The 25,798-nt window shown below is 36.5% G+C and carries 14 protein-coding genes; all 14 read left to right on the top strand.

Annotation, left to right across the window (positions count from 1 at the left end):
* Positions 1 to 634 precede the first annotated feature (634 nt).
* Positions 635 to 1,264, top strand: coding sequence for an RNA polymerase sigma-70 factor (locus tag ACUNWD_RS09860; protein ID WP_445587634.1), 630 nt, complete (start codon positions 635 to 637; stop codon positions 1,262 to 1,264).
* Between the two features lie 105 nt (positions 1,265 to 1,369).
* Positions 1,370 to 2,350, top strand: a complete 981-nt coding sequence (locus tag ACUNWD_RS09855; protein ID WP_445587633.1) for a FecR family protein — start codon at positions 1,370 to 1,372, stop codon at positions 2,348 to 2,350.
* 85 nt (positions 2,351 to 2,435) lie between these two features.
* Positions 2,436 to 5,864, top strand: a complete 3,429-nt coding sequence (locus tag ACUNWD_RS09850) for a TonB-dependent receptor (RefSeq protein WP_445587632.1) — start codon at positions 2,436 to 2,438, stop codon at positions 5,862 to 5,864.
* Positions 5,865 to 5,885: 21 nt separating this feature from the next.
* Entirely contained in the window at positions 5,886 to 7,481 is a 1,596-nt protein-coding gene (locus tag ACUNWD_RS09845; RefSeq protein ID WP_445587631.1) for a RagB/SusD family nutrient uptake outer membrane protein, read from the top strand.
* 540 nt (positions 7,482 to 8,021) lie between these two features.
* On the top strand, positions 8,022 to 8,810 hold the full coding sequence (locus tag ACUNWD_RS09840) for a polysaccharide deacetylase family protein (protein WP_445587630.1): 789 nt from the start codon (positions 8,022 to 8,024) through the stop codon (positions 8,808 to 8,810).
* A gap of 137 nt (positions 8,811 to 8,947) precedes the next feature.
* The gene (locus ACUNWD_RS09835; protein ID WP_445587629.1) at positions 8,948 to 9,268 is read left to right on the top strand and encodes a hypothetical protein; all 321 of its coding nucleotides are present in this window, start codon (positions 8,948 to 8,950) and stop codon (positions 9,266 to 9,268) included.
* A 1,063-nt stretch (positions 9,269 to 10,331) separates the two neighbouring features.
* Positions 10,332 to 10,883, top strand: coding sequence for an RNA polymerase sigma-70 factor (locus tag ACUNWD_RS09830; RefSeq protein WP_445587628.1), 552 nt, complete (start codon positions 10,332 to 10,334; stop codon positions 10,881 to 10,883).
* Positions 10,884 to 11,103: 220 nt separating this feature from the next.
* Positions 11,104 to 15,009: a glycoside hydrolase family 38 N-terminal domain-containing protein gene (locus ACUNWD_RS09825; protein ID WP_445587627.1), complete on the top strand. Its 3,906-nt coding sequence runs from the start codon at positions 11,104 to 11,106 to the stop codon at positions 15,007 to 15,009.
* Positions 15,010 to 15,264: 255 nt separating this feature from the next.
* A complete protein-coding gene (locus ACUNWD_RS09820; protein ID WP_445587626.1) occupies positions 15,265 to 16,215 on the top strand; it encodes a FecR family protein in 951 nt (316 codons plus the stop codon).
* 166 nt (positions 16,216 to 16,381) lie between these two features.
* Positions 16,382 to 19,840: a TonB-dependent receptor gene (locus ACUNWD_RS09815; protein ID WP_445587625.1), complete on the top strand. Its 3,459-nt coding sequence runs from the start codon at positions 16,382 to 16,384 to the stop codon at positions 19,838 to 19,840.
* Positions 19,841 to 19,849: 9 nt separating this feature from the next.
* Positions 19,850 to 21,778 (top strand): RagB/SusD family nutrient uptake outer membrane protein, encoded by a 1,929-nt coding sequence (locus ACUNWD_RS09810; protein ID WP_445587624.1) that lies wholly within the window; start codon positions 19,850 to 19,852, stop codon positions 21,776 to 21,778.
* 138 nt (positions 21,779 to 21,916) lie between these two features.
* Positions 21,917 to 23,125, top strand: a complete 1,209-nt coding sequence (locus ACUNWD_RS09805; protein ID WP_445587623.1) for a DUF5000 domain-containing lipoprotein — start codon at positions 21,917 to 21,919, stop codon at positions 23,123 to 23,125.
* Positions 23,126 to 23,170: 45 nt separating this feature from the next.
* Positions 23,171 to 24,877, top strand: a complete 1,707-nt coding sequence (locus tag ACUNWD_RS09800) for a DUF4998 domain-containing protein (protein ID WP_445587622.1) — start codon at positions 23,171 to 23,173, stop codon at positions 24,875 to 24,877.
* A 170-nt stretch (positions 24,878 to 25,047) separates the two neighbouring features.
* Positions 25,048 to 25,776: a GntR family transcriptional regulator gene (locus ACUNWD_RS09795; RefSeq protein WP_445587621.1), complete on the top strand. Its 729-nt coding sequence runs from the start codon at positions 25,048 to 25,050 to the stop codon at positions 25,774 to 25,776.
* The last annotated feature ends 22 nt before the right edge of the window (positions 25,777 to 25,798 follow it).

Below are 25,798 nucleotides of genomic sequence, written 5' to 3'. Positions count from 1 at the left end.
GACCGGTTTGATTGCTTTGGCACACAATTTAGCAAAAATCGGTGCTTAAAAGCTGGAAAGAACCTTTGCTTTTTCTGCAAAAAGACGATTAAGGTCCAAATAAATGGAAAACTAAAAATAGAACCAGGAAAAAACCAAATGAGAAAGAAAAAAAAACCGTCCCAAAAACTTGTTTTGAGACGGCCTCTTTTTTATTGATTTAATAAACAGTATAATGCAGGATATTAAAGGAGCGATTTTGTCTATTTTTGTTATAAACTAACTAAACAGCCGATTATGAAACTGCTAATCCCATTTTTATTTCTCATAATTCTAAGTGCAAATTTATAGGGTCAGCAAAGTTCAAATCTACCTGAACGAGAAGAATGATTTATAGATTTAGGTTTTGGGATGTTTATTTATTGGGGTGATCACTTTTGAGCCAATGGCTATCGTGTTGACACGATTGGCATTGATAAAGCCCCTCTTTTTGAATCAGAATAAGCTTTTCTTACAGTAAGTTTGCTCTTGGGTTATTATTCACAGATTGCATTGGTAAGGACGGGTATACCCAGATCACCGGTTGATTATTGTGCTTTCAAATAGTTGGCATAAGTTATTAATTTCTTATTTCCCGTGAATTTTTTATTTCTTTATGCTTTCAAATACAAACTTATTGGAAGCTTCAAAAAACGATAATAATGAAAACCTGGTCTCTCTCTTAAAGCAGGGCGATCACTGGGCATTTGAGAAAATTTATTTTGAATTTTTTGACGTTCTGTTTGCCTTGAGTTTCCAATATATTTTAGATAAAGAGGAAGCTAAAACAATCGTTCAGGATAGCTTTATGAAACTTTGGGAAGTGCGAGGGGAGCTCAAATCAGATACCAATATTCGAAATTATTTATACACGCTTACTAAAAACCGATCTCTTAATTATCTCAGGGATCAAAAAACAGCCTGGAAGCATTTGAATCAGTTACGAGAAATGGAATTTCATTATGCAGCTGAGTCTCTTTCACTAGTCACAGATAATTATTTTGAGTTTAAAGAGTTGCTGGATAAAGTAAATCAATCAATTGATTCCTTGCCAAAAGAGTTAAAAGAAGTTTTTATTCTATCTCGTTATGACGAGCTACGCTATCGAGAAATAGCCGAAAGACTTCAAATTAGCGAAAAGACAGTTGAAGCCCGTATGTCAAAAGCATTAAAAATTCTTCGTAACGATCTGAAAGATTATCTTCCTGTCATATACCTACTTACCGATATTATTAGAAACAGTTAAGTTTTTTCATAGGGTACCGCTGCAGTTGCGTGTTTAGTTTGTAAATACCTGAAAAGGGTATCTGAGTCTAAGAATGTGGTAATATTTAACAAACACGGTAAAAAGATGGATAGTACTGATTATTATAAAATACTTTCAGGTAGGGCTTCATCAGAAGAAAAAGAGGAGTTTTACCGATATCTTGGAAAAAATCCGCAAGAAGAAAAAGAGTTTTTAAAATTGAAGAATCTTTGGAACCTCCAAAAGATTGAAAGTGGAATTAACCACGAATTCGATAAAAAGCAACTTTTCGATGAATTTTGGAAAAAAGCAAATTCTGGTTCAACAACCAAGACGAAAAGATTACTGCACACTTGGGCGCGTTATGCTGCAATCATTGTCATCGCGTTGGTCACCGGATTTCTGGTTAGTAAATTGATTGATGTCAAATCTGGTGTTTCAACCAAGGAATTTTACTCTGAGAGCGCAAGCATTTCGAATATAGTCTTAGAAGATGGTTCGAAAATTACATTGAATGCTAATACCCGGTTGATAATTCATGAGTCTAAAAACACAGTTGAAGCTGAATTAAAAGGAGAGGGATATTTCGATATTGTCCATGATGAAAAAAGGGAATTTGTAGTGAAGATTAATGGACTTCAAATAAGGGATCTTGGCACAACCTTTAATATTTCTGCCTATCCTGATAATTCCATCTTTCGTGCTACTTTGTTGGATGGTGAAATTGACGTTTTGAGTCATGCTGGAAAATTAATAAAGAAACTGAATCCAAATGAAACATTTAGCTATAATCAGCTGGATAAAACTTATTCGCTGGAAAAGCTTGAATCGGAAATAGTTACTGGATGGAAGGAAAATAAGTTTGTATTTATTAATAAATCTTTGACAGAGATCTGTAAAGAAATTGAGCGCTGGTACGATGTTGAAATCAATATAGAAGATAAGGCGTTGGCAGGAGAAATCTATACAAGTGTTATTCAACGAACAACGACTGTTGGGCAGTTAATGGAAATGTTTGCGATTACTTCCGGTATTAACTATCGTATCAGTGAAAATGAAAAAGCAATAATCTATATAAACAAATAAAAAAAGTGCGTCTTGCAGGACGCACTTAAATGTTAAAAAACTGTCTGGTAAACAGTTTAATTGTTGAATTTTAACTTTCAAATTTATGAAAAAAAAGCGACTTGGTTTATGCCTTCATCGGCATAATCTGGAAAAAATTACACGCATGATGAAACTTACATTTAGTTTGCTTCTGATTTCTTTGGCAACAGTTGCAATGGATGCCGTGAGTCAGACAACAAAAATTGATCTGGTAGTCGAGAAAGCGACAATAGTGGAAATATTTCAGCAGATTGAAGAATCCAGTAATGTTGGTTTTTTCTTTAAAAACGAGCAACTTGATCTAACAAAAAAGTATTCAGTCAACTTTGAAAAAAAGACTGTTAATCAGATTCTGGATCAGCTTTTGGGAGATGAATATTCTTACAAGTATTTGGGAAAGAATATTGTAATTACACCGAAAATAGGACAAAATGATGCTATGGTACAACAAATGTCCATTTCCGGTAAAGTAACTGACTCTACAGGAGCGCCATTGCCGGGAGTTACTGTAGTCCAAAAAGGTACTACCAATGGAACAATTACCGATTTTGAAGGTAACTATAGTATTTCAAATGTTCCTGAGGATGGTACATTAGTTTTCTCATTTGTTGGTATGAAAGTTCAGGAAATTCCTGTAACTGGGGAAAACAACATTAATGTAGTTTTGGCTGAAGAGGCTATTGGTCTTGAAGAAGTAGTTGCTGTTGGATATGGTGTGCAAAATAAGCGAGCATTAGCTTCTTCAATTTCAAAAATTTCGTCTGATGAAATTGCAGGTTCTACAACCGCAAATACAGTTGATCAAGCTTTACAAGGCAGGATATCCGGAGTTCAGGTAGTAGAAACATCCGGAGAGCCTGGGGCTGCAAGTGTTGTTCGAATTAGAGGTAATAATTCACTAAGTGGAAGCAACGAACCTCTTTACGTAATTGATGGCATGCCTATGCCTTCGTACAGGGAAGCTTCCTCTTCATTTGGCGGTTCGAGTGAGCTTAATGGATTATATGGTATAAATCCTGCTGATATAGAGAGTGTCGAGGTGTTAAAAGATGCATCGGCTACTTCGATTTATGGTTCTCGGGGAGCAAATGGAGTAATTCTTATCACCACTAAGAAAGGTAAGCTGGGGGACAGTAAAATTGAGTTTACAAATAAAACAACTTTTGGGAATCTGTTACAGCCCTTCTCTGTGATGAATAGCAAACAGTATGCTGAAATAACAAATGAAGTATATTCACTTAATGGGCAAAATGAACCATTTGGAAATCTTGATACGCTCAGGAATACAACTAATTGGATTGATGCAATCACTCGTCAAAGCATGAAGCAGGATATATCACTGAGTGCATCAGGAGGCAACAAAAAAACAGCATATTATATTTCGGCTAATTATTTGAAAGATAAGGGGGTATTGCTTTATTCTGATAACGAGAAAGCTAGTGTTAGAGCCAATGTAAATAGTGTTGTAAAAAAATGGTACACCGTAAATTTTCAGATCAATACGGTCACACAGTCTAGTAATAGAGCAATAACCAGTTCGCATGAATGGCCAGACAATGGAGGTAGTTTTCTAGATGCTTTAAGGGCTACTCCCGTAAATGCTTTAGATTATTTAGGGCCAAATGATGCAGGTATACCAAACTATTCCGGGTATTGGTTTGCAAATCCATATAATGAACTTAAATCTAAAACGGATATTACAAAAAATGATTTTTTATCTTTTAATATTGAGAATCTGTTTACTCTTACAGATGGCCTAAAACTGTCAGTTAATGCTGGAAATTCAAAGAGTCAATCAAGGCGTCAGGTTTATTTCCCGGTCAGCACAGCTATTGGACACAATAGTAATGGATCAGGTAGTAACTCGCTAAGCAACAATACTAGCTTTAATTTGAATTCCTATTTGATATATGATGTGAATTTTAATGAATCACATAAGGTTAATGCAACGCTTGGAGCAGAATATAATAAGCAAATATTAGAGACCTTAAGTACTTCATCAAGTGGATATGATATTCCTTATTTTGGTATAAATAATATTGGAAGTGCTAAAAATCAAAGTATTGGATCCTATAAGGAAGATCGAATTATTCAATCGGCATTTGGTCGATTAAATTATTCGTATAAAGGAAAATACAATTTAAACTCTTCAATAAGAGTCGATGGAGCCTCCGCATTTGCCGAAAATAAGAAATATGCACTATTTCCTTCAGTGGCATTGGCGTGGAATATGCAAGAAGAGAATTTTATGAAATCTAACTCATTTTTTGACAGAACAAAGGTGCGTATTTCCTATGGCGAGACTGGTAGTCAGGCTATTTCACCCTATTCATCACTCGCTAAATTTGGTTATGCATTCTATCAAATTGGTAATTCAGGTTCTGTTGTCACAAGTCTCTATCCAACAAGTCTTGGGAATTCAAATTTATCATGGGAAAGAACTAAACAGTTGAATTCCGGACTTGATTTAAGTTTTTTCAATAATAGAGTAGATCTTACTTTCGACTATTATATAAAAACGACGGAGAATTTACTCCAGTCAAGGCAACTTCCACAACAGTCCGGCTACGGTTCTATTATAGACAATTATGGGAATATGCGAAATAAAGGAGTTGAATTGAATATTCAAGCAAGAGTAGTTAACAAGAGGGATTTTAAATACAGCACATCTCTGAATATTTCACATAATAAAACCATTTTGTTGGATTTAGGAGATAAAACTTCATCTGATTATGTTTCGGTTGGGGGTAATTTATTAGCAGGTGTATCCGGAATTCTAACACCAGGAGAAGAAATAGGTATATTTTATGGATATAAAGTCATAGGTCTTGCTCAAATAGGAGATTTTGATTCAGAAGGAAAACCAACTTACGCTTTTCCTAGCGGCACTAATTCATACCAAATCCCGGGGACATGGAAATTCGAGGATGTAGATGGAGATGAAGAAATTAATTCTTTCGACCGTCAGATTCTTGGAAAGTCGTCTCCTGATTTTGTCTTCGGGTGGTCAAATGACATTACATGGAAACGGTTCAATTTAAATTTCTTGGTTAATGGATCAGTAGGTAACGATGTCCTTAATCTAACAAGATTCTATACCAATAGTGGTATTTTGAGCATGGCAGGTGTTGTTTTTAATCAGTCGGAGCAGTGGTATAATAATCGATGGACCCTAAGTAACCAACACAATAATCCGTTGTATCCTGGGACACAAAAGGGGATTTCTGCTACTGATATAAATTCAACAATGCTTGAGGACGGTAGTTACGTCAGACTTAAATATGTGACTTTATCTTACACTTTACCTGATTATAAGTTTTTGAAGAATCCCAGAATATTTATATCGGGAACCAACATATTTACTATTACAAAATATTCGGGATCCAATCCTGATGTAAGTGGTTTTGGTCAGTCACTTTTGCAACAAGGAATTGACTACGGTACCTATCCTACACATCGTGATTTTACTATTGGACTTTCTCTGACATTCTAGAAACTCTTAACATTTAAAATGATGAAACTAAAAATAACATATTTAGCTGTATTATTTATTACAACAGTTTTTTTGCAATCATGTGAAGAAAATCTCGTTGAAAAACCATACTCTTCGCTATCTGCAGTAAGTGTATATGATAGCGAAGACAATTTGTTGAAAGCTACATACGGAGTTTATCAAAGTTATACAGGAACAAATTTTTGGGCACCTTTCTCTCGGTTTCTAATATCAGAATCAGGCAATAAATATTGCGCAATGGGTATTTTTGGAGATGGCCTAATAACTCCTTATTATAAATTTGCTCAAACGCCAACCAATAGCGGATGGGCAGCTCAGGTATGGGCAGGTCTTTTTTCCACAATTTCAAGAGCTAATTCAGTGATAAGTAATGCTAATGACGCAGTTTCTGATGAAGCGGTAGCAAATATTTACATCGCTGAAGCAAAATTTTTAAGGGCATATGCATATTTTGTTCTGGTAAGAAATTTTGGAGGTGTTCCTATAATAAATAAGGATATTACTTCTCTTGCCGAAACTGATTTGATATACGGAGCAAGAGCTTCCGTTGAAGAAACATATAATTTTATTGTTGGTGACCTAGAATTTGCAGAAACACATCTTCCTGATAAATGGATTGGACCTGATTTAGGTAGAATTTCAGCGGGTACTGCAAAGGCGATGTTAGGTAAAGTGTATTTAACGATGGCTGGCAAACCTTTGAGCAAAACTGAGTACTTTCAAAAAGTAGTTGACAAGTTGGAAGAAGTTTATGGATCAGCTAATGAAGATAAATACGGATTTGGGTTAGAGGATAATTTTTTTGATATTTTTTCATTGGACAACGAAAGAAACAAAGAATTAATTCTCTCTTTTGGCTATTTTTATAATTCTTCGTACACTTATGGAAGTATCTTCCCATTCTTTTTATTTCCAAGAGGACTTGTCAATGGCGATGAGCAGACGTTCTATGGATTAACAGACGATTTTTATAATTTGTTTGAGCAAGGTGATACTCGAAGAGATGTGACCATGATAGATCGATATGTATTTACTGGTGCATCTGGCTCAGATGGTGCGAACCCGGGAGATAGTATAATATATAATACTTCGCGCAAACAATATATTATAAAAGGAACAGATCAAGCATTTGGTAACGCTGCCGTAAAGTGTGGAAGGGCATACGGAAAGCTGGATCGTACTGCACGTATTAGCGGGGCTGGCCCATGGGGATATCAAAATGATGTGATAGAGCTCCGCTATGCAGATGTTGTTCTTTGCTTGGCTGAAGCTTTAGTAGAAATAGGTCAAGAATCCCAAGCACTTCCGTTAATTAACAGAATTAGGGATAGAGCAGGTGCAAGTATTTATGCGACTTTACCAACAGATATGCGTTCGGCAGTGCGATTAGAAAGAAGATTGGAACTTACAGGTGAGTTTACAACTGTATACGATATTAGGCGCTGGGGTACGTTACAAGATGAGATTGCCGCGATGGTTCCAGACCAATTTTTAGATAATGTTGTTCCTACTTACTCAGAAAAACTGGAACTCTATCCAATACCACAGACTCAAATTGATGCAAACGAAAATTTGCTTCAAAATCCAGGCTATTAATTTATAATAAATGAGAGGTTGATGTCTAAATTAATGAAGATATCATCCTCTTCATTTTTTTATTGTACCGTCAAATTTCAATATTTCTCTGGGACTAGGGGCTTTTTCAAAAATCAATACTCGCATAAATAGTAATTAAAACTCACGAAAGTTTTAATGTAATAATACAGACGTTTAATTTAACTTCCAGGTCTTTCTTTCATTCAGTTTGAACCCTAAAATTTAAAATATTGAATATTAATTAGTCGTATGTGGCTGTTGGTCAATGTCATGTGTGATTTTGCTTGTTTTATCCCATGGTATTACAGGATGCCCTATCTTTTTGTTATTCGGATATTAGACAGATAGCTTATATGACTGACTTTATTTCTTTATAAAAGATTTAATGAGCCCAAAAACGTACAATAAAATATTTTAAAAATGTATAAATATCACTACTTCGCCTTTACTTTATTATTCATCCGTTGAGTAAATAATCGTTTAGCGGGGAAAACATAATGGCGAGCCTTTTATGCTTGAGCATTAATCCTATAAAGTTCCATGAAGAATTTATTTTTGATCATACTACTTTTATCAATTTCTATGTATGGGAATTGTAGAATTCTTAAAAAGAAAATCCCGGATAAGCTAGTAGTACTTACCTTTGATGACGCTGTTGCAAGCCATTATTCTATTGTTGCTCCCTTTTTAAAACAGTACGGATATGGAGCAACATTTTTTGTGTGTGAATTTCCTCCAAATTTTAAAGATAGCACAAGATATTTGAATTGGAGACAGATAAAGCAACTTGATGAGATGGGATTTGAGATTGCAAATCACACTCGCAATCATCCACTTTTATCTCGTTTAAATTCAAAGCAAATTTTGGATCAGTTAGAATATATTAAGAAAAAGTGTGACTCTATGAATATAATGAAGCCTGTTACTTTTGCCTATCCAGCCTATGATCTGAGTCAGCAGGTATTGGAGATATTAATGGAAAAAGAATATTCATTTGCCCGAGTTGGGGGAGACCGACCATATAATCCTTTGGCAGATAATCCGCTGTTAATTCCCAGTTGGTCGATGAATACCAATAATAAAGAACAAATATACAAAGCCTTAAAGGAAGCTAAAAATGGTAAGATTGTGGTTCTGACCATTCATGGTGTACCTGATGTTGAACATCCCTGGGTTAATACATCTCCTGAACTGTTTAAGGAATACATGCAATACTTGTATGAAAATCACTATAAGGTAATATCGCTAAGAGATTTAAATCAGTATGTTAATGCACGAGAAGCTTTGAAGAAAATATCTTTGGACTTTAATAATGTGCTACCAAACTAATCATGTATTAGTGATTTTTTAGACATCAATAAATCAGTATTTATAAATAAGTTAATTAATAGACTCTTTGAAGAAATTAGGTTTTTTCAAAAAAATTTATCGAAAACAAAGAAGCAACCAGTCTGCGACCTGATTTTATGGTGCTTGTTTATCCTGTCGTTTCTATGCAGAATGGATTAACTCACAGTAGTTCACGCGAGGCACTTCTAGGCGTTAACCCGGATGCTGAATTAGTGAATCTCTTTTTTAATGAAAATCAGGTTACAGAAAATACTCCACTTACGTTTTTAACACATGCAGAAGACGATGATTTGGTTCCTGTTGAAAACAGCATTCGTTCCTATGAAGCATTAAAGCAAATAATGTTTCAGTGGATATGCATTTATTCTAGAAAGTTAAACACGGGTATCCGATTGAACCTGTTGCTTCCAATTGGTTGCAATATATTTTATAAATAGATGGGAGCAGCAACTTCCTAATTGAGCAGGGACGAATTATCTCTCTGCTGTTGCGAATTTGTTATCCGAATTTTAGCTTTAAGCTGAAAATTTTGTCCATTCCTAGTTTTGACAATACTGGTTTCAAATTGATGTGAGTGCAGGGGCTGATTTATGGCAATGTTTTGATAGAGGATTAATAAAAGTCTCACACTTTGTGAGAGCTTAATGGTTTGTCCTCAGAATTTAAGAGTGTTGCACGTAAGCACACCTCCATTTGCATAGAATGACCCCATTTTTATGCTAAGCAACATAAGAATTGCTAGGAGCGACCCCTCAAATAGCCGGAGCGGCCTCAAAAACATGTTGAGCATACATATTTTTGTCCAGAGCGACCTCTAAAATGCCAAAAGCAAGCTTACTTTACTGTTTTTTGATAAATAGAAAGGTAAAATTGATTAGCTTCATGAAACAGTAGCAGAGATAATCCGTTTGGGCAGATTAATCTTTCTGGATGACGAAGCTCAGTTTCTTGAAAAACTAGGTGTCATGGTACGCTCATAGATCACTTTAAGTCCGTCTCTGTTTTGATGATGAGGGGTACTTGTCGTTTGTGACGACGCTACGCAACAGGTTTTTAATTAGTTTAGATACCCTCTATCTCGAAAAACAACGCATGCATAGGTGGATCTCAATGGTTGCCGGGGCAAGTTTTGACTGATCTAATGCATTTTTAGCTGTTTTATGTTAATAGGTAAATTTCTGAGCCGTTTTCTGCATTTAAAAAGCAGGACGGCCTTCTTTTAATAAATGAATTCAGTTATCTCTACAGGTATGTGTATTTGCTAAAGTGTAATTTATCAAGTAGACAAACTTGTGAAAAATCATCTGGAAGAATTCGTATAGATGTATTCTTGATTGGTTAGTGAATCATATCTTATTTTTTAAGAAAAATGACCTGATTTTGAAGACATAAGTTGTCAGAATTGTTCTTTTTGACTGAAAAATTTTACTTTTGGCTCTTCATTTTTGGGGGCAGAAGATTTACAGGGAAGTAAAAATAAGTTTCAGGATGGGGGTATAGATGGAATCTTATACAGCTGACAAATTTATTGAAGTCTATAATACATACTATAAGAAGTCGTTCTTATTTGTGAAATCTTATGTGCATGATGATTTTATTGCGGAAGATATTGTTTCTGAGTCGTTAATAAAGCTATGGAAAAGATTGAGGAAAGATGATTTGGAGCGAATAGAACCTTTTTTATTTACCATTCTAAGAAATAGTTCTCTTGATCATCTGAAGCACGAAGCAGTCAAAATGGTTGCTCACAATTCGATAAAAGAACAACTCGTCCGTGAATTAGATACTCGTATTTCAATGCTGGAATCTTTTGATTCAGAAGCGATTTTCTCTTCCGAAATAACAACCATTATTCGCGAGACATTGTCCGAAATGTCTGAAAAAACCCGACGCGTTTTTGAAATGAGCAGATTCGAATATATGTCGAATAAAGAAATTGCGAAAGAATTGGGGATTTCTGTTAAAGGTGTGGATTATCATATTGCCCAGTCAATGAAACAATTAAGGGTTTCATTGAAAGAATACTTGCCAGTTATTACCTTCTTAATTTAGATTCTTACCGATCATTTTTCAACTGAATTCAAAATTTGAATTTTTTTGATTTTTTTATCCATTGCAGCACTTTGCTTATGTTCAGGATGTTAGGTGTTTGGTTGGAATAGGAGTCAGTAATTGTTTGTGAAAAATTATAAGACTTCCACTAGTGATGAAAGCATTAAAGGCGTTTTATTCCTGACTGGTTTTCATTATTATCTAAACTTACCTAATTATCATGAGCAAGTTAAAAACCCTGTTAATTCTTTCTTTTGTGGTCTGTTTCATTGGTGGCTATGCACAGACTAAAACGGTGTATATGGTTGCAGATGCACATCTTGATACGCAATGGGACTGGACCGTTGAAACGACTATCGACGAGTATGTAAAAAACACCTTAACCCAGAATTTTGCATTATTTGAGAAATATCCCAATTACATATTCAATTTTGAAGGTGCGATCAAATATATGTGGGCAAAGGAATACTATCCTGATCTTTATGAAAGATTAAAAGGTTATGTTGCAAGTGGACAATGGAATATTTGTGGTAGCTCATTGGATGCAAATGATGTAATTGTTCCATCTGCTGAATCGTTAATCCGAAATATTTTAATTGGCCAAACCTTTTATAAACGGGAGTTTGGTGTTAAAAGTAACGATATTTTTCTCCCTGACTGTTTTGGGTTCGGTTACACTTTACCAACAGTAGCTGCGCACTGCGGATTACTCGGATTTTCTACTCAAAAACTAAGCTGGGGGGGAGTTGTCACGCCATTCAAGTTAGGAGTATGGCAGGGCGTTGATGGTTCAAAGATCATGGCAGCGCCATCCGGCGGTGCATATGTTTACGGCTTTTCTGAAGATTTAAGCTACAATGGTGAGTTAATGAATTGGGCAAATGAAGTTGGTGACCAGACTGGGCATTATGATGCATTCCGTTATTTTGGAGTGGGAGACCGTGGAGGAGCTCCAACCAGCGAGACTGTTAGTTGGCTTGAAAAGAGTTTGGTTGGTGATGGACCATTAAATGTAGAATGTGTCACATCGGATTATCTGTTTAAGAAATATTCCCCTGAAAGCAATCCGGAGTTTCCTGTTTACGATGGTGAACTGCTGATGACCACGCACGGTACCGGATGCTACACTTCACAAACGATGATGAAAAGGTGGAACCGTAAAAATGAACTGCTGGCAGATGCTGCTGAGAAAAGTTCCGTTATAGCTGATTGGATGGGTGGATTGTCGTATCAATACGAAACATTGAATAATGCCTGGATAAAATTGCTATGGCATCAATTTCATGATGATTTGACAGGAACAAGTGTTCCAAAAGCATATACATACTCCTGGAACGACGAGGTTATTGTTCAGAACATGTTTTCTAATGTTTTGAGTAATGCTGTTGGTGCCGGAGTTCGCTCACTTGACACTCAAGTTGAGGGAACTCCAATTGTTGTTTACAATCCGCTTGCGATTGATCGGGAAGATGTTGTGGAAGTCGAACTTCCTTTATCTGAAAAGTCTGATTACATAAGTGTCTTTGATAAGGATGGAAAAGAACTACCAGCTCAGGTAATTTCATCGGATGAAAATTCCATAAAATTTATATTCACCGCGAAAGTCCAGTCATTGGGCTACGAGGTATATGATGTTCGTCCATCATCCGCAGCTCCTGAGGTGAGTGATGATATGAAGATTACGGAAAATACGCTTGAGAATTCAGTCTACAAAGTAATGATCGATGGGAATGGTGATGTAAGTTCAATCATTGATAAAATGAATGGGAATAAAGAGCTTTTAGCAGCACCAATTCGGTTGGCTTTGTTTTATAATATGTCAACTTCCTGGCCCTCATGGGAAATTTATTACACCACGATAAATGGTAATCCAAAATCATATATTGATGGAACTCCGGAAATAAATATCGTAGAAAACGGACCCGTACGGATCTCTCTGAAAATTAAGAGAGAAAAGGAAGGTTCAACTTTCATTCAATATATTCGGTTGACAAATTCTGGTTCCAATAGCCGTATTGATTTTGAAAATGACGTAGATTGGCAATCAGGGAAAACGTTGTTAAAAGCTGTTTTTCCTCTTGCGGTTAGTAATCCCGAGGCTACTTATGATTTGGGCATTGGTGCTATCAAGCGACCAAATAATACAAGCAAGCAATACGAAGTGCCCGCTCAGCAATGGGCCGATATCACAGCCCCAGATGATTCGTATGGTGTGTCTATTTTAAATGATTGCAAGTATGGATGGGATAAACCATCAAATAACACACTTCGTTTGAGTTTGATTCATACACCTGGAATTACAGATCGATATACCTATCAAGGAAGTCAGGATTTGGGGAATAATAAATTCACCTTTTCAGTTTATGGGCACAGTAATAGTTGCTTTGAAGCTGGTTCGACCACGGAGGCATCAAAATTAAATCAGCCATTACTTGCCTTTGCAACAACGAAGCATGAAGGAGATTTGGGAAAAAGTTTTTCAATGGTGAAGGTTGATTCACCCCAAGTGGCCTTGAAAGCATTTAAAAGAGCTGAGAACAATGATGATTATGTCGTTCGGTTTTATGAAACGCAAGGTGAGACTGCATCGAATGTGAAAGTTAAATTTGCCAGCAAAATTATTTCTGCAAAAGAGCTTAATGGTATTGAGGAGGAGATAGGCTCAGTCGACTTTTCTGATAGTACTCTGACAATTAATATGACCGCCTTTCAGCCAAAAACATACAGCGTGCAATTGGCGCCTCCAGTGAAAACGATGTCAGCACCAAACTCTAAATCTGTGGAGTTGGATTTTAATGCGGATGTGATAACCACTCAGGAAAATATGCAGGATGGAAATTTTGATTCTGAGACAAATTCTTATGCCGCTGAATTGATTCCTGAAATCATTGAAGTTGATGGAATAAACTTTGAAATCGGCTCAAAAGAAGATGGTGCTAAAAATGCTGTCCGTTGTGATGGTAGCACAATTACTCTTCCATCTCACGAGGGATATAAAAAGCTTTACTTGTTAGCTGCATCGTCAAATACCGATGGTTCTGAAGCTAGCTTTTATGTTGATGGGACACCTTATGATGTGAATGTTGAATACTATTCAAACAATATTGGTCAGGCAACGCAATACAGCATTTTGGCTCCGGATACGACCATCAGATCAAATTATTTCAAAAAGGAAAATATTGCTTGGACAGGTACTCATAGGCACAACGGGGATTCAAATAAAGATGAAGCCTATGTGTTTACATACATGTTTAAATATTGCCTTGAAATTCCAGAATCAGCGGGAGAACTTGTTTTGCCTGATGACGAAGAGCTTGCCTTGTTTGCAGTAAGTTTGTCGGATAATGAAAATGATGATACATTTCCTGTGACCGAATTAGTAGATATTCAGAAAAAAGATTCAATAAGGCCACCAGTTGTGCCGGTTTATTGTGGTGATAATTTATCCAATGGAAAATCGGCTGTTGCTTCCGGGCAAACTGGCGATCATGAAAGAGCTGACTTGGCCTGTGATGGTGATGATGAAACGAAGTGGTGTCAGGTGTATTCTGGTGCTAAATGGTTGGAAGTTGATTTGGGACAGGAAATGGAGATTTGTGAATGGAGAATTCGTCATGCAGGAATTGAAAATACAGGATATATCACAAAGGATTTTAAACTTCAACGTAAAGACGGAAATAGCTGGATTGATGTTGATGTTGTTACCGGTAATACCTTAAATACAACAGATCGAAAAATTAGTCCGGTTTCGGCAAGGTATGTCAGATTGTATATTACAAATTCTGGAAGTGATGATGCCGCCAGAATTTATGGTTTTCAGGTGTTTGGTGGTATAACTACAGGACTGGATTTACAAAAAAAAAGTTCTTCCAATAAAGCCTCAATAAAGGTTTATCCAAATCCGGTAACCTCTGATTCTATGGGAATAGAACTTACTGGATTTGGTGATAAAAATGTAGATGTTTCTATTACCAGCCTTAGTGGTAAAAGGGTTTATCAATCAAATTTCACAAATGCACCACACCTTGAAATCAACAAATGTAACTTCATTGATGCTGGAGTTTATATTGTAATGGTAAGTGGAGAAACGGATAACGCGAGATCTAAAGTGGTTTTTGCAAACTAATAATAAAGGATTCTTTATTAGTTCAATATTGTCACTAGTTCTATCTACGAGATGTAATTTTTTTTAATGTTTTAAGTTGCAGCATATCAGTGGTGTGTCTGTTAATGCATGAAGCCTGTTATTTATTTTTTAGTGAAATGTTAAAAAAATACAAAAAATCCACTAGTGATGTTTAGATGGCAATCGTCTTATATCTGATTAGCCAGATTTTAATCTTTGGAAGGCCTGTTAATTTTAATATAGAAAACGAACGTTTTGAATGATCATTTATTAGCCAGATACATCGCAGGAGATGTGTCGGAAGAAGAAAAAATATTAATTGCTGAGTGGTTGGACGAAAGTCCAAATAACTTAAAGGAATTAATGGCATTGCGAAAAGCTTATGATATTTCTCTGTGCCACTCAGACAGTGTACATCATGATTTAAAATCATCCGCTACCAGAAAGAAGACCTTTTCTGTTCGGAGAATTTCTATCGAAGTACTTAAGGTTGCTGCCGTCTTGTTAGTTGCCTTTGGTGTATATCGCTTTTTCACTCCGGAAAACGGAGGAGAAGATTCAATGGCTATGCACACAATTGAAGTTCCGGTCGGACAGCATGCAGAGCTTACATTGGCTGATGGAACTAAGGTTTGGTTAAATACAAAAACCAAATTGACCTTTCCTGAAGCTTTTGATTCGGACAAACGCGTGGTTATTCTTGATGGTGAAGGCTATTTTGATGTAGCAAAGAATGCAGAAAGACCATTCTTCGTAAAAACAAAAAAGTACAGTGTTAAAGTGCTTGGTACCGAGTTTAATGTACGAGCCTATGATGATAATGGATACTTCGAAACTTCGTTGATGGAGGGCTCTGTTGAAGTGCTTAAAACGAATGAAGACAGAGGTGTGAAAATAAGGCCGAGTGAACGAATTTATTTGTCTGACGACAAATTAAATATTGGTCCAATATTAGATTACAAGCAGTTTAATTGGAAGGAAGGACTCATTTGCTTTGACGATGAGTCTTTTAATGAAATTATGAAGAAGCTTGAGTTATACTTTGATGTTCAGATATCCGTCAATAATTCGGTATCTCATAATTATTCGTGTACTGGAAAATTTAGAACTACAGATGGTGTGGAACACATCTTAAAAGTACTTCAGTTACGGAATGATTTTAATTATAAGTATGTCGAGAGTGAGAAGAAAATTATTATTGAGTAGAGTAAAACCCAAAACCGAATTTAAAAACCCAAAATTTCCATTTATTGAATGAAAGATAACACGATATAAAAAAACCGATAAGTGCGCCAACACCTACCGGTTATATAGTCAATACCCTATTTCCCATTTTCTAAAATAAGTATTAACCACTTTGAAGGACAAATTTATGAAAAATTATTTGTGCGAAGAATTTTATGATCTAACTTATCGACTGATTCGTAGGATGAAAGTAACATGTTTATTGCTTGTGCTTTTTGTATCCGGCGTTTTCGCGACTAATGTGAGCTCACAGGTCTCGAAGGTTTCATTGGATATGAAAAATGTTTCGATCGCTAAAGTGATCGATGAAATTGAAAATCAAACAGACTATCTGTTTGTATACAATGCTTCTGAAATCGACGTAAAGCGCGAGGTTTCAGTTGGTGTAAAAGACAAGGCAGTTGCTGCTGTTTTATTGGATGTGTTTGGCAAAACTGATATAGTTTATGCGATGGAAGGAACAAGCATCATGTTGATGTCTAAACCTTCAACAACACAACAAACCAATAAAGTGTCAGGTAAAGTTTCGGATGTTGACGGTAAGCCTCTTCCCGGAGTTACAATTACCGTGTTGGGTACATCAAAAGGTGTGATTACCGATGACGACGGTTCTTATTCCATTGAAGTTGATCCAGGTAGTAAACTGGTATTTTCTTTTATTGGGATGGAAAGCCAGGTTATTGATGTCGTTAACTCAAACACCGTCAATGTAACCTTGAGTGATAAAACACAGGAGCTTGACGACATTACTGTTGTTGCTTTTGGTAAGCAGAAGAAAGAAAGCGTTATTGCTTCTATTTCAACTGTGAAACCTTCGGAGTTAAAAATTCCGGCGAGTAACCTGACAACGGCTTTGGCGGGTCGTATGCCCGGAATTATTTCGTACCAACGAAGTGGTGAGCCTGGAAAAGACAACGCGGAGTTCTTCGTACGCGGTGTAACTACTTTCGGGTACAAAAAGTCACCCCTAATCCTTATCGATGGGATTGAATTGTCTACCACTGATCTTGCACGCCTGCAACCGGATGATATTGCTAGCTTTTCGATTATGAAAGATGCGACAGCTACAGCCTTGTATGGTGCGCGTGGAGCAAATGGTGTTATCCTGGTTACTACCAAGGAAGGTACGGAAGGACCTGCGAGATTAAATATACGGTATGAAAAATCAGTATCTACACCTACTCAAATGGTGGATATTGCAGATCCAATTACCTATATGCAAATGCACAATGAAGCAATTTTAACCAGAGATCCTCTTGGTGGACGTGCTTATTCATTGGAAAAAATAAAAATGACACAGCAGCCGGGAAGAAACGAATATGCGTATCCTGCAGTTGATTGGTTCGATGAAATGTTTAGCAATCACGCGATCAATGACCGTTTAAACTTTAACTTAAGCGGTGGTGGAAAAGTGGCAAGATACTACCTGGCTAGTACCGTTAATACCGATAATGGTATTTTGAAAGTAGACAAACGAAACGATTTCAATAATAACGTAAAGTTTAATCGCATTTCACTTCGTTCAAATGTAAACATCAATGTAACTAAAACTACAGAGATGGTTGTTCGTTTTAACGGAAACTTTGATGATTACAACGGACCTATTGACGGTGGTGAAACATTGTTTAGAAAAGCTTTACAAACAAACCCGGTATTGTATCCAAGATATTATGCACCTGATGCAGAAAACGAATTTTCACAGCATATTCTATTCGGGAACACAGGACAGTATGGCGACTATCTAAATCCATATGCTGATATGGTAAAAGGATATAAAGATGAAAGCCGCAGTAATATATTGGCAAGTGTTGAGTTGAAACAAGACTTGGATTTTATTACTGAAGGACTATCTGTACGAGCGATGGGTAATACAACTCGCGAATCTTTTTTCAGTGTGAACCGGGCATATAACCCATTTTATTATTCGTTGGCGAATTATGATGCCGGGATTGATAAATATGCATTAGCTGAATTAAATCCTGATGGAGGTACTGAGTATCTTCAGTATAATGAAGGAGACAAATCAATTAAAACTTCGTTTTATTTTGAGGGAGCAGCTAACTACCAAAGAACATATAACGAAAAGCATATCGTAAGTGGTATGTTGGTTGCAATTATGCGTGAGTTAAAGCTTGCCAATGCCGGTAGCTTGCAAAAATCATTGCCATACCGTAATATCGGTCTTTCAGGTCGTTTTACTTATGCATACGACAGCCGTTACTTTGCTGAGTTAAACTTTGGTTACAATGGATCTGAACGTTTTGCTGCGAAAGAGAGATTTGGCTTTTTCCCATCAATGGGGATTGGTTGGATCATGTCGAACGAAGAATTTTGGAAACCATTAAGCAATGTATTTACCAAATTTAAACTAAAAGCTACTCACGGTTTAGTTGGTAACGATGCTATTGGTAGTGAAGATGACCGCTTCTTCTACATCTCTCAGGTGAACATGAATAATGGTGGTTTGGGAACTGTTTTTGGACAGAATTATGGTGAATACATTCCTGGTATTAGTATTGACCGTTATAGCAATGACCAAATTTCGTGGGAAAAAGCTCGTATGACAGATATCGGACTTGAAATTGGTTTATTCGATAAATTAGAGATTCAAGCTGATTATTTTTACGAATATCGCTCAAATATCCTGATGAACAGATCTCAGGTTCCTTCTTCAATGGGATTGCAGGTTCCTTTAAGAGCAAATATTGGAGAGGCTTCTTCTCATGGATTTGAAGCATCTGTTGACTTTCAGCATAACTTCACAAATGATTTTTGGATTATGGGCCGTGGTAACGTGACTTATGCAACCAGTAAATTTGAAGTGTATGAAGAATTGGATTATGTAGGCGCTGGATTACCATGGAGATCAAGAGTTGGTCAGTCTTTAAATCAACCTTATGGTTTTATTGCTGAACGTTTGTTTGTTGATGAAGCAGATATTGCTAATTCTCCGGTGCAAACTTTTGGTGAATATATGGCGGGTGATATTAAGTACAAAGATATTAACGATGATGGTCGGATTGATTACAATGATATGGTGCCAATTGGTTACCCAACCGATCCGGAAATAATTTATGGTTTTGGTGCTTCTGCCGGTTATAAAGGATTCGATTTTTCTTTCTTCTTCCAAGGGTCAGCAAGGTCTTCATTCTTTATTGACACCTATAAAACATCTCCATTTATTGATATTAATGATCAGTCACAAAGTGGTGAATGGAATAGCAAAATTGGAAACAATGCTTTGTTGCAAGTATGGGCAGATGATCACTGGTCAGAAGATAATAGGAATTTATATGCTGCGTGGCCTCGCTTGTCTGACCAGATTGTCGATAACAACCGTCAGACAAGTACATGGTTTATGCAGAATGGTGCTTTCCTAAGGTTAAAATCAGTAGAACTTGGTTATACAGTTCCGGAAAATAAACTATCGGAGAAAGTTGGAATTTCTTCTATGCGTTTCTATTTAAGTGGAACCAACTTGTTAACCTTTAGTGGTTTTAAACTATGGGATGTTGAAATGGGAGGTAATGGTTTAGGTTACCCAATTCAACGCGTATTTAACCTTGGTGTAAACGTTAATTTTTAAAACAGAGCTATGAAAAGATATATACTAATTATACTCGTATTTTATATTGCCGCGTGCGACTCCTATTTGGATATAGTCCCCGACAATGTAGCAACTATCGAACTTGCTTTTAACACCAGAGCATCGGCTGAAAAATACCTGGCCACCTGCTATAGTTATATTCCTGAACATGCAAATCCTGAACAAAATTTTCCATTGGTTGCAGGAGACGAAATATGGTATTATGCTGAGAATGACTTTTACATGAATAACGAAACAAGCTTGCGCTTGGCAAAAGGCATGCAAAATGCACAAAGTCCTTACCTGAACTATTGGGAAGGTGGAAGAGGTGCTTATAACATGTTCGTGAGTATTCGTGATTGTAATATATTTTTGGAAAGTATCAGAGATATTCCAGGCCTCGATTTAAACGAGAAAAACAGATGGATCGCAGAAGTGAAAACACTGAAGGCTTATTTCCATTTTTGGTTAATGAGAATGTATGGTCCAATTCCAATTGTTGATAAAAACATTGCAGTTGATGCAAGTTCTGAAGAGACATATGTGGTGCGTAGGCCGGTGGATGAAGTGGTCGAATACATCGTCTCTCTTTTGGATGAAGCAATTGACAGTGAAGCTTTACCTGAGAATATTAAATTTATTCATACTGAGAATGGTCGAATCACTTTACCCGCAGCAAAAGCAATTAAAGCAAAAGTATTAATGCTTGCAGCAAGTCCATTATTTAATGGGAATACTGATTATGCCGGATATAGTGATGCAGATGGCAATGAGTTGATTAATACAACTTTTAGCCCAGAAAAATGGGTTGCAGCAAAAGACGCGTGTTTGGATGCGATCTTAACTGCTGAAAGTGCTGGACATGCCTTATATTCATTCACTGATTTATTACCAATTGGTGAAATTACTCCTGAAGTAAGACATGAACTTACTATGCGTGCAACGATTACCGACCGTTTTAATTCTGAACTGATTTTTGGAGTTGGTGATAATTGGACAACAGCTCTTCAAAACTGGTGTCAACCTCGGTGGACAGGAGATCACAATGCTCAGTTTAATTACACTAAAAAATCACATGCCCCAACGCTAAATATGGTTGAGGATTTCTACACCGTAAATGGTGTGCCAATTGATGAAGATGCTAGCTGGGATTACAATGATCGCTACAACACCGTTCTAGTTCAGGATGAAATAGCAGAAGACCATAAATACAAAATTCAGAATTATTATACGACTGCTAAGTTACACACATATCGTGAGCCACGCTTTTATGCTTCTGTTGGATTTGATGGTGGGAAATGGTTCTCTATGGAAACCGAAGATGTAGAGGAGATTCCATACCTGAATGCAAAACTAGGTCAGTTCTCTGGGAAAAGCGGATTTGAAATTTATTCGATTACAGGATATTTCACCAAAAAACTGGTTAATTATGAGAATGTAATTACTGAGAATACTCAAACTGTTGAGCCATATACTTTCCCAATTATTCGATTGAGTGATTTATACCTAATGTATGCTGAGGCTTTAAATGAGGTGAAAAGCAGTCCGGATGAAGAAGTATATGAATATATTCAGCGTGTACGTCACAAGGCTGGTTTGGATATAGGTTCTGATTTGGTATCTACCTGGGCACAATACTCTAAATACCCAAATAAGCCAACTACTCAAGAGGGAATGCGTGATATTATTAGACACGAAAGACTTGTTGAATTAGCTTTTGAAGGGCATCGCTACTGGGATTTACGTCGATGGAAATTAGCGGGTGACTATTTCAATAAGCCAATACGCGGTTGGAATATCTTCTCAGGAGAAACAAAAGATTTTTATCAGGTTAAAAATATCTACTATCGCGATTTCCTTGTGAAAGATTATTTGTGGCCAATCAGTCAGGATGAAATGCTTCGTAACCCGAATCTGGTTCAAAGTCCTGGATGGTAGTCTTATAAAACAGACACGAATTATTTCAGTCAATTAATATTTAGCAAAAATGAAATCAGCCTTGATAACACGGCACACACACAGAAATAAAACAATCAGGTGAGTTCCATTTTGCAATTAAATACAAATTATAAACACATGAAATATCATATATTAATATCAATGTTGATTGGGATCGTACTTTTCTACGGATGTAAAGAAGAGTCACACAATCCTTATGGTTCCGATGGGATTGCTCCTGGAAAAGTGAGCATTTCTGAAGTGGTTAATATACCGGGAGGAGCAGTTATTTATTATAATCCTCCAACAGATGCAGATTTATTATACGTAAAAGCACTTTTTACGGATAATAATGGAAAAGAACGTGAAGTGAAAGCTTCTTCGGTTATTGATTCTTTACTTATTGAAGGAATCGGTGAAGTTGGTGATTATACAGTCGGAGTTTTTGCAGTTGACAGAGGTGAGAATACTTCCGAAGCAACAAATGTAACTATTACACCGCTTGAACCTCCGGTTATTCAAATACTTCCAACTGTAACCGGAGAAGTTGATTACGGTGGTATCAAAGTTTCATATGAAAATCCACTGGAAGCTGAAGTTTCTTTAAATGTAATGGTTTATGATTCTATTCAGGATAAATTAGTTTACCGAGAATCATTCTTTACCAGTCAGCCATCTGGGGCATACAGTTTCCGCGGTTATGAAAGTAAAAAGACACGTTTTGGTGTATATATTGAGGATCGTTGGGGAAATCAATCAGATTTGACGTACTTCGAGGTAACCCCAATTCCTGATGAATTCCTTGATAAAGCTTTATTCTCTGTATTCAAAATTAGTGGTGACACCAGTTTTGATGAGTATGGATTTAGCGCGAGTCAAATGTGGGATGGACAGTGGAACAGTCAATGGAATTGTGGACACACTAATTTTATTCCATTACCTCATCACTTGACAATTGATCTTGGCACAACAGCGAAACTAAGTCGATTTAAATTATATCAACGTACAGGTAGTGAGCTATACAAGCACGGAAATCCAAAGCATTTTAAAATATTTGGAACCTTGGATATTAACGATCTGCCTCCATATGATGCGAATAACCCAAATGCCGGTTGGACTTTATTGAAGGATTGTTATTCATTTAAACCTTCCGGACTTCCAATTGGACAGACGAATACTGAGGATCTTGAATTCCAGACTAAAGGTGAAGATTTTGAATTTGATGTTGATAATCTGGTTGAAGTGCGATATATCAGAATTGAAAATATTGCAACCTGGGGAGAGCAAACTGTTTCTGTAATCGGAGAACTTTCCTTCTGGGGTGAAATCACTCAAGAAGAGTTGTAATGGAACCCATTGAGGTTTGATTTTTAATTTTAAAAATAACGTATTATGCAAACAAGATATTTAAATATATTTTTATTCGTTGGGATAATTCTAGTCACCACATTTGGTTGTAGTGATATGGATTCCATTCACGAAGAATACCTGCAAGGGGAAAAAATTTATGCAGGGAAATTAGATTCTGTTAAAGTATTGAATGGATACAAAAGGGTTAAAATCATCGGTTTTACCCGGTTTCTTGGAAATTCAAATGAATGTACTGTTTCCTGGGAAGATCAATCCCAAACGTTTGCGATTGATAAAGATGGAAGTGAAACGTTCGAAATGATCGTAGATAGTCTTGATGAAAGAAGCTATGAGTTTTCAATTTTTACAACCGATGATCTGGGGAATGAATCAATTATGCAAACCGTCAGAGGACGCGCTGTTGGTGATATCTTTAAATCAACACAAAAAACAAGACGGATTACAACAATTGAGCCAGAAGGTGAAGAAACCTTAGTATATTGGGCTGATCAGGCAGAGTCTGAATTTGTAATTTTCACTGAGTTGAAATATGAGAACAACAACGATGAAATGACCACGGTTATTGTAAACGCTGAAGATTCTCAAACTAAACTTGAAAATTGGAAGCCATTAGGTAATATGGAAATTTCATCAGCTGTAATTTCCGGTGAACTTGGTTTTGATACCATTTATCTGGATGTAACTGAAAGACTTCTTCCAGAGCCTCCATACAGTGAGCTAAATAAAAATTACCATTCTTTGGTATGGATGCCAAGTGATTTACCTGGTACTTCTAATAATGAGCCAAACCAGTACTTATTCGATGGCATTGGTTGGATTGGTGATCGCGAAAGTTATCACTCTGGCGATAACACAGGGGGTACACCAGCTCATATAACAATTGACTTAGGTGTTAAAGCAGTCGTTCGCAAAGTCGAAGTTGGAATGAGAGTCGGTTACACAGGGAATAACCCGGTTGAAGTCGAATTATGGGGAATTGACGACATTACAAATGCTGAAACAAGCGGTAGTGATGAAGCTGAATTCGTGGCTAAAGGATGGACGAAACTTAATCGTTCACGTGTTGATTCCAAACAAGAGAGTTTTACAATTGATTTACCTGTTGGACCAAGCGTACGTTATATAAGGTATCGTTGTCTCGAAACCGAAACTGGAAATGAGAGAGCACACCAAATTACTGAATTGACTTTCTGGGGACAAGATATTGAACCAATCGAATTGGATAAGTCTCTACATAATTTGATGCACATGCCAAGTGATCTACCTGGAACTACCAATAATGAGCCAAACCAATATTTATTTGACAATGTTGGTTGGGTTGGTGACGGTGGAAGTTATCACTCAGGTGATAATACAGGCGGTACACCTGCACATATTACCATTGACTTAGGAGTAATTACTCATGTCGCCAGAGTCGATTTGGGATTAAGAGATCCAAATAATTATTCGGGAAATAACCCTGTTTTAGTTGAATTTTGGGGAATAATGGATATTACTGATGCTGAAACAAGTTCAAGTGATGCAGAAGAGTTTGAGGCTAAAGGCTGGCAATTACTTTACCGTGCTCCGGTAGATTCAAAAGTGCAAACTTTAGAATTAGATATCCCAGAAGGACCTGAAGTACGTTATGTGAGATATCGTTGTCTTCAAACAGAAACCGGAAACGAGAAAGCGCATCAGCTTACTGAAATGACGTTTTATGGTTTAGGAACAAGATCAATTGATTAGTAGTTAGATAGAGAAAAGGTATTGGTATACTTTTCCCGCTTTATAAAAGAGCTTCAATTTATTTGAAGCTCTTTTTCTATTTTATAGCTTAGCTTGAAAGTTTTGTTTTAGAGAATCATTTCATCGATTAGAAATTTTTCATATTTTTATATGTTCAAACATATGAACAAATGAAATTACAGATAGATCATAAAAGTCCGATACCATTACATGCTCAAGTTGAAAATCTTCTAAGAGAGATGATTGAGATGCCGGAATATAAAGACGGTGCTTTTTTACCTAAAGAAATCGACCTGGCAAAACGACTTGGAATCTCAAGAAATACCTTAAGACAAGCTACCAATAAACTGGAATACGAAGGACTTCTCATTAGGAAAAAAGGCATCGGGACAAAAGTTGCTCAAAAATTGGTTACCACACATTTGAACCACTGGCATAGTTTTACTCAGGAAATGAATGAAAGTGGTATCAATTTTAAGAATTATTTACTTTCTGTTGAATGGATGAAGGTTGATGAAAAAATTTCGTCTTTTTTTGAAATCGAAATAGGAACAGAAGTGTTGCGTCTTAGTAGGCTTCGTGGCGATGACGAAGGACCTTTTGTCTATTTTGAAAGTTATTTCCATCCCAGAATTGGATTAACCGGCAATGAAAACTTTTCGCGGCCTCTATATGAATTATTAGAGGAAGATTTTAACATTGTTCCATCACTGTCAAGGGAGAATATTAAAGCCAGGGCTGCATCTCAAATTACAGCTAAACGATTGGAAATTGAACAAGGTGATCCGGTACTTATGAGGGAACGTTTTGTATTCGATCCCGGAGACCGTCCACTGGAGTATAATATTGGCTTTTATAAAGCCGATAAATTCACTTATTCTATTGATATAAAACGCTAACAATAAGAGAAATTTACACCAC

The organism is Sunxiuqinia sp. A32, assembly GCF_052690465.1.
The sequence above is the reverse complement of the archived record's forward strand: the minus strand, read 5'-3'. Positions and strand labels throughout refer to the sequence as shown.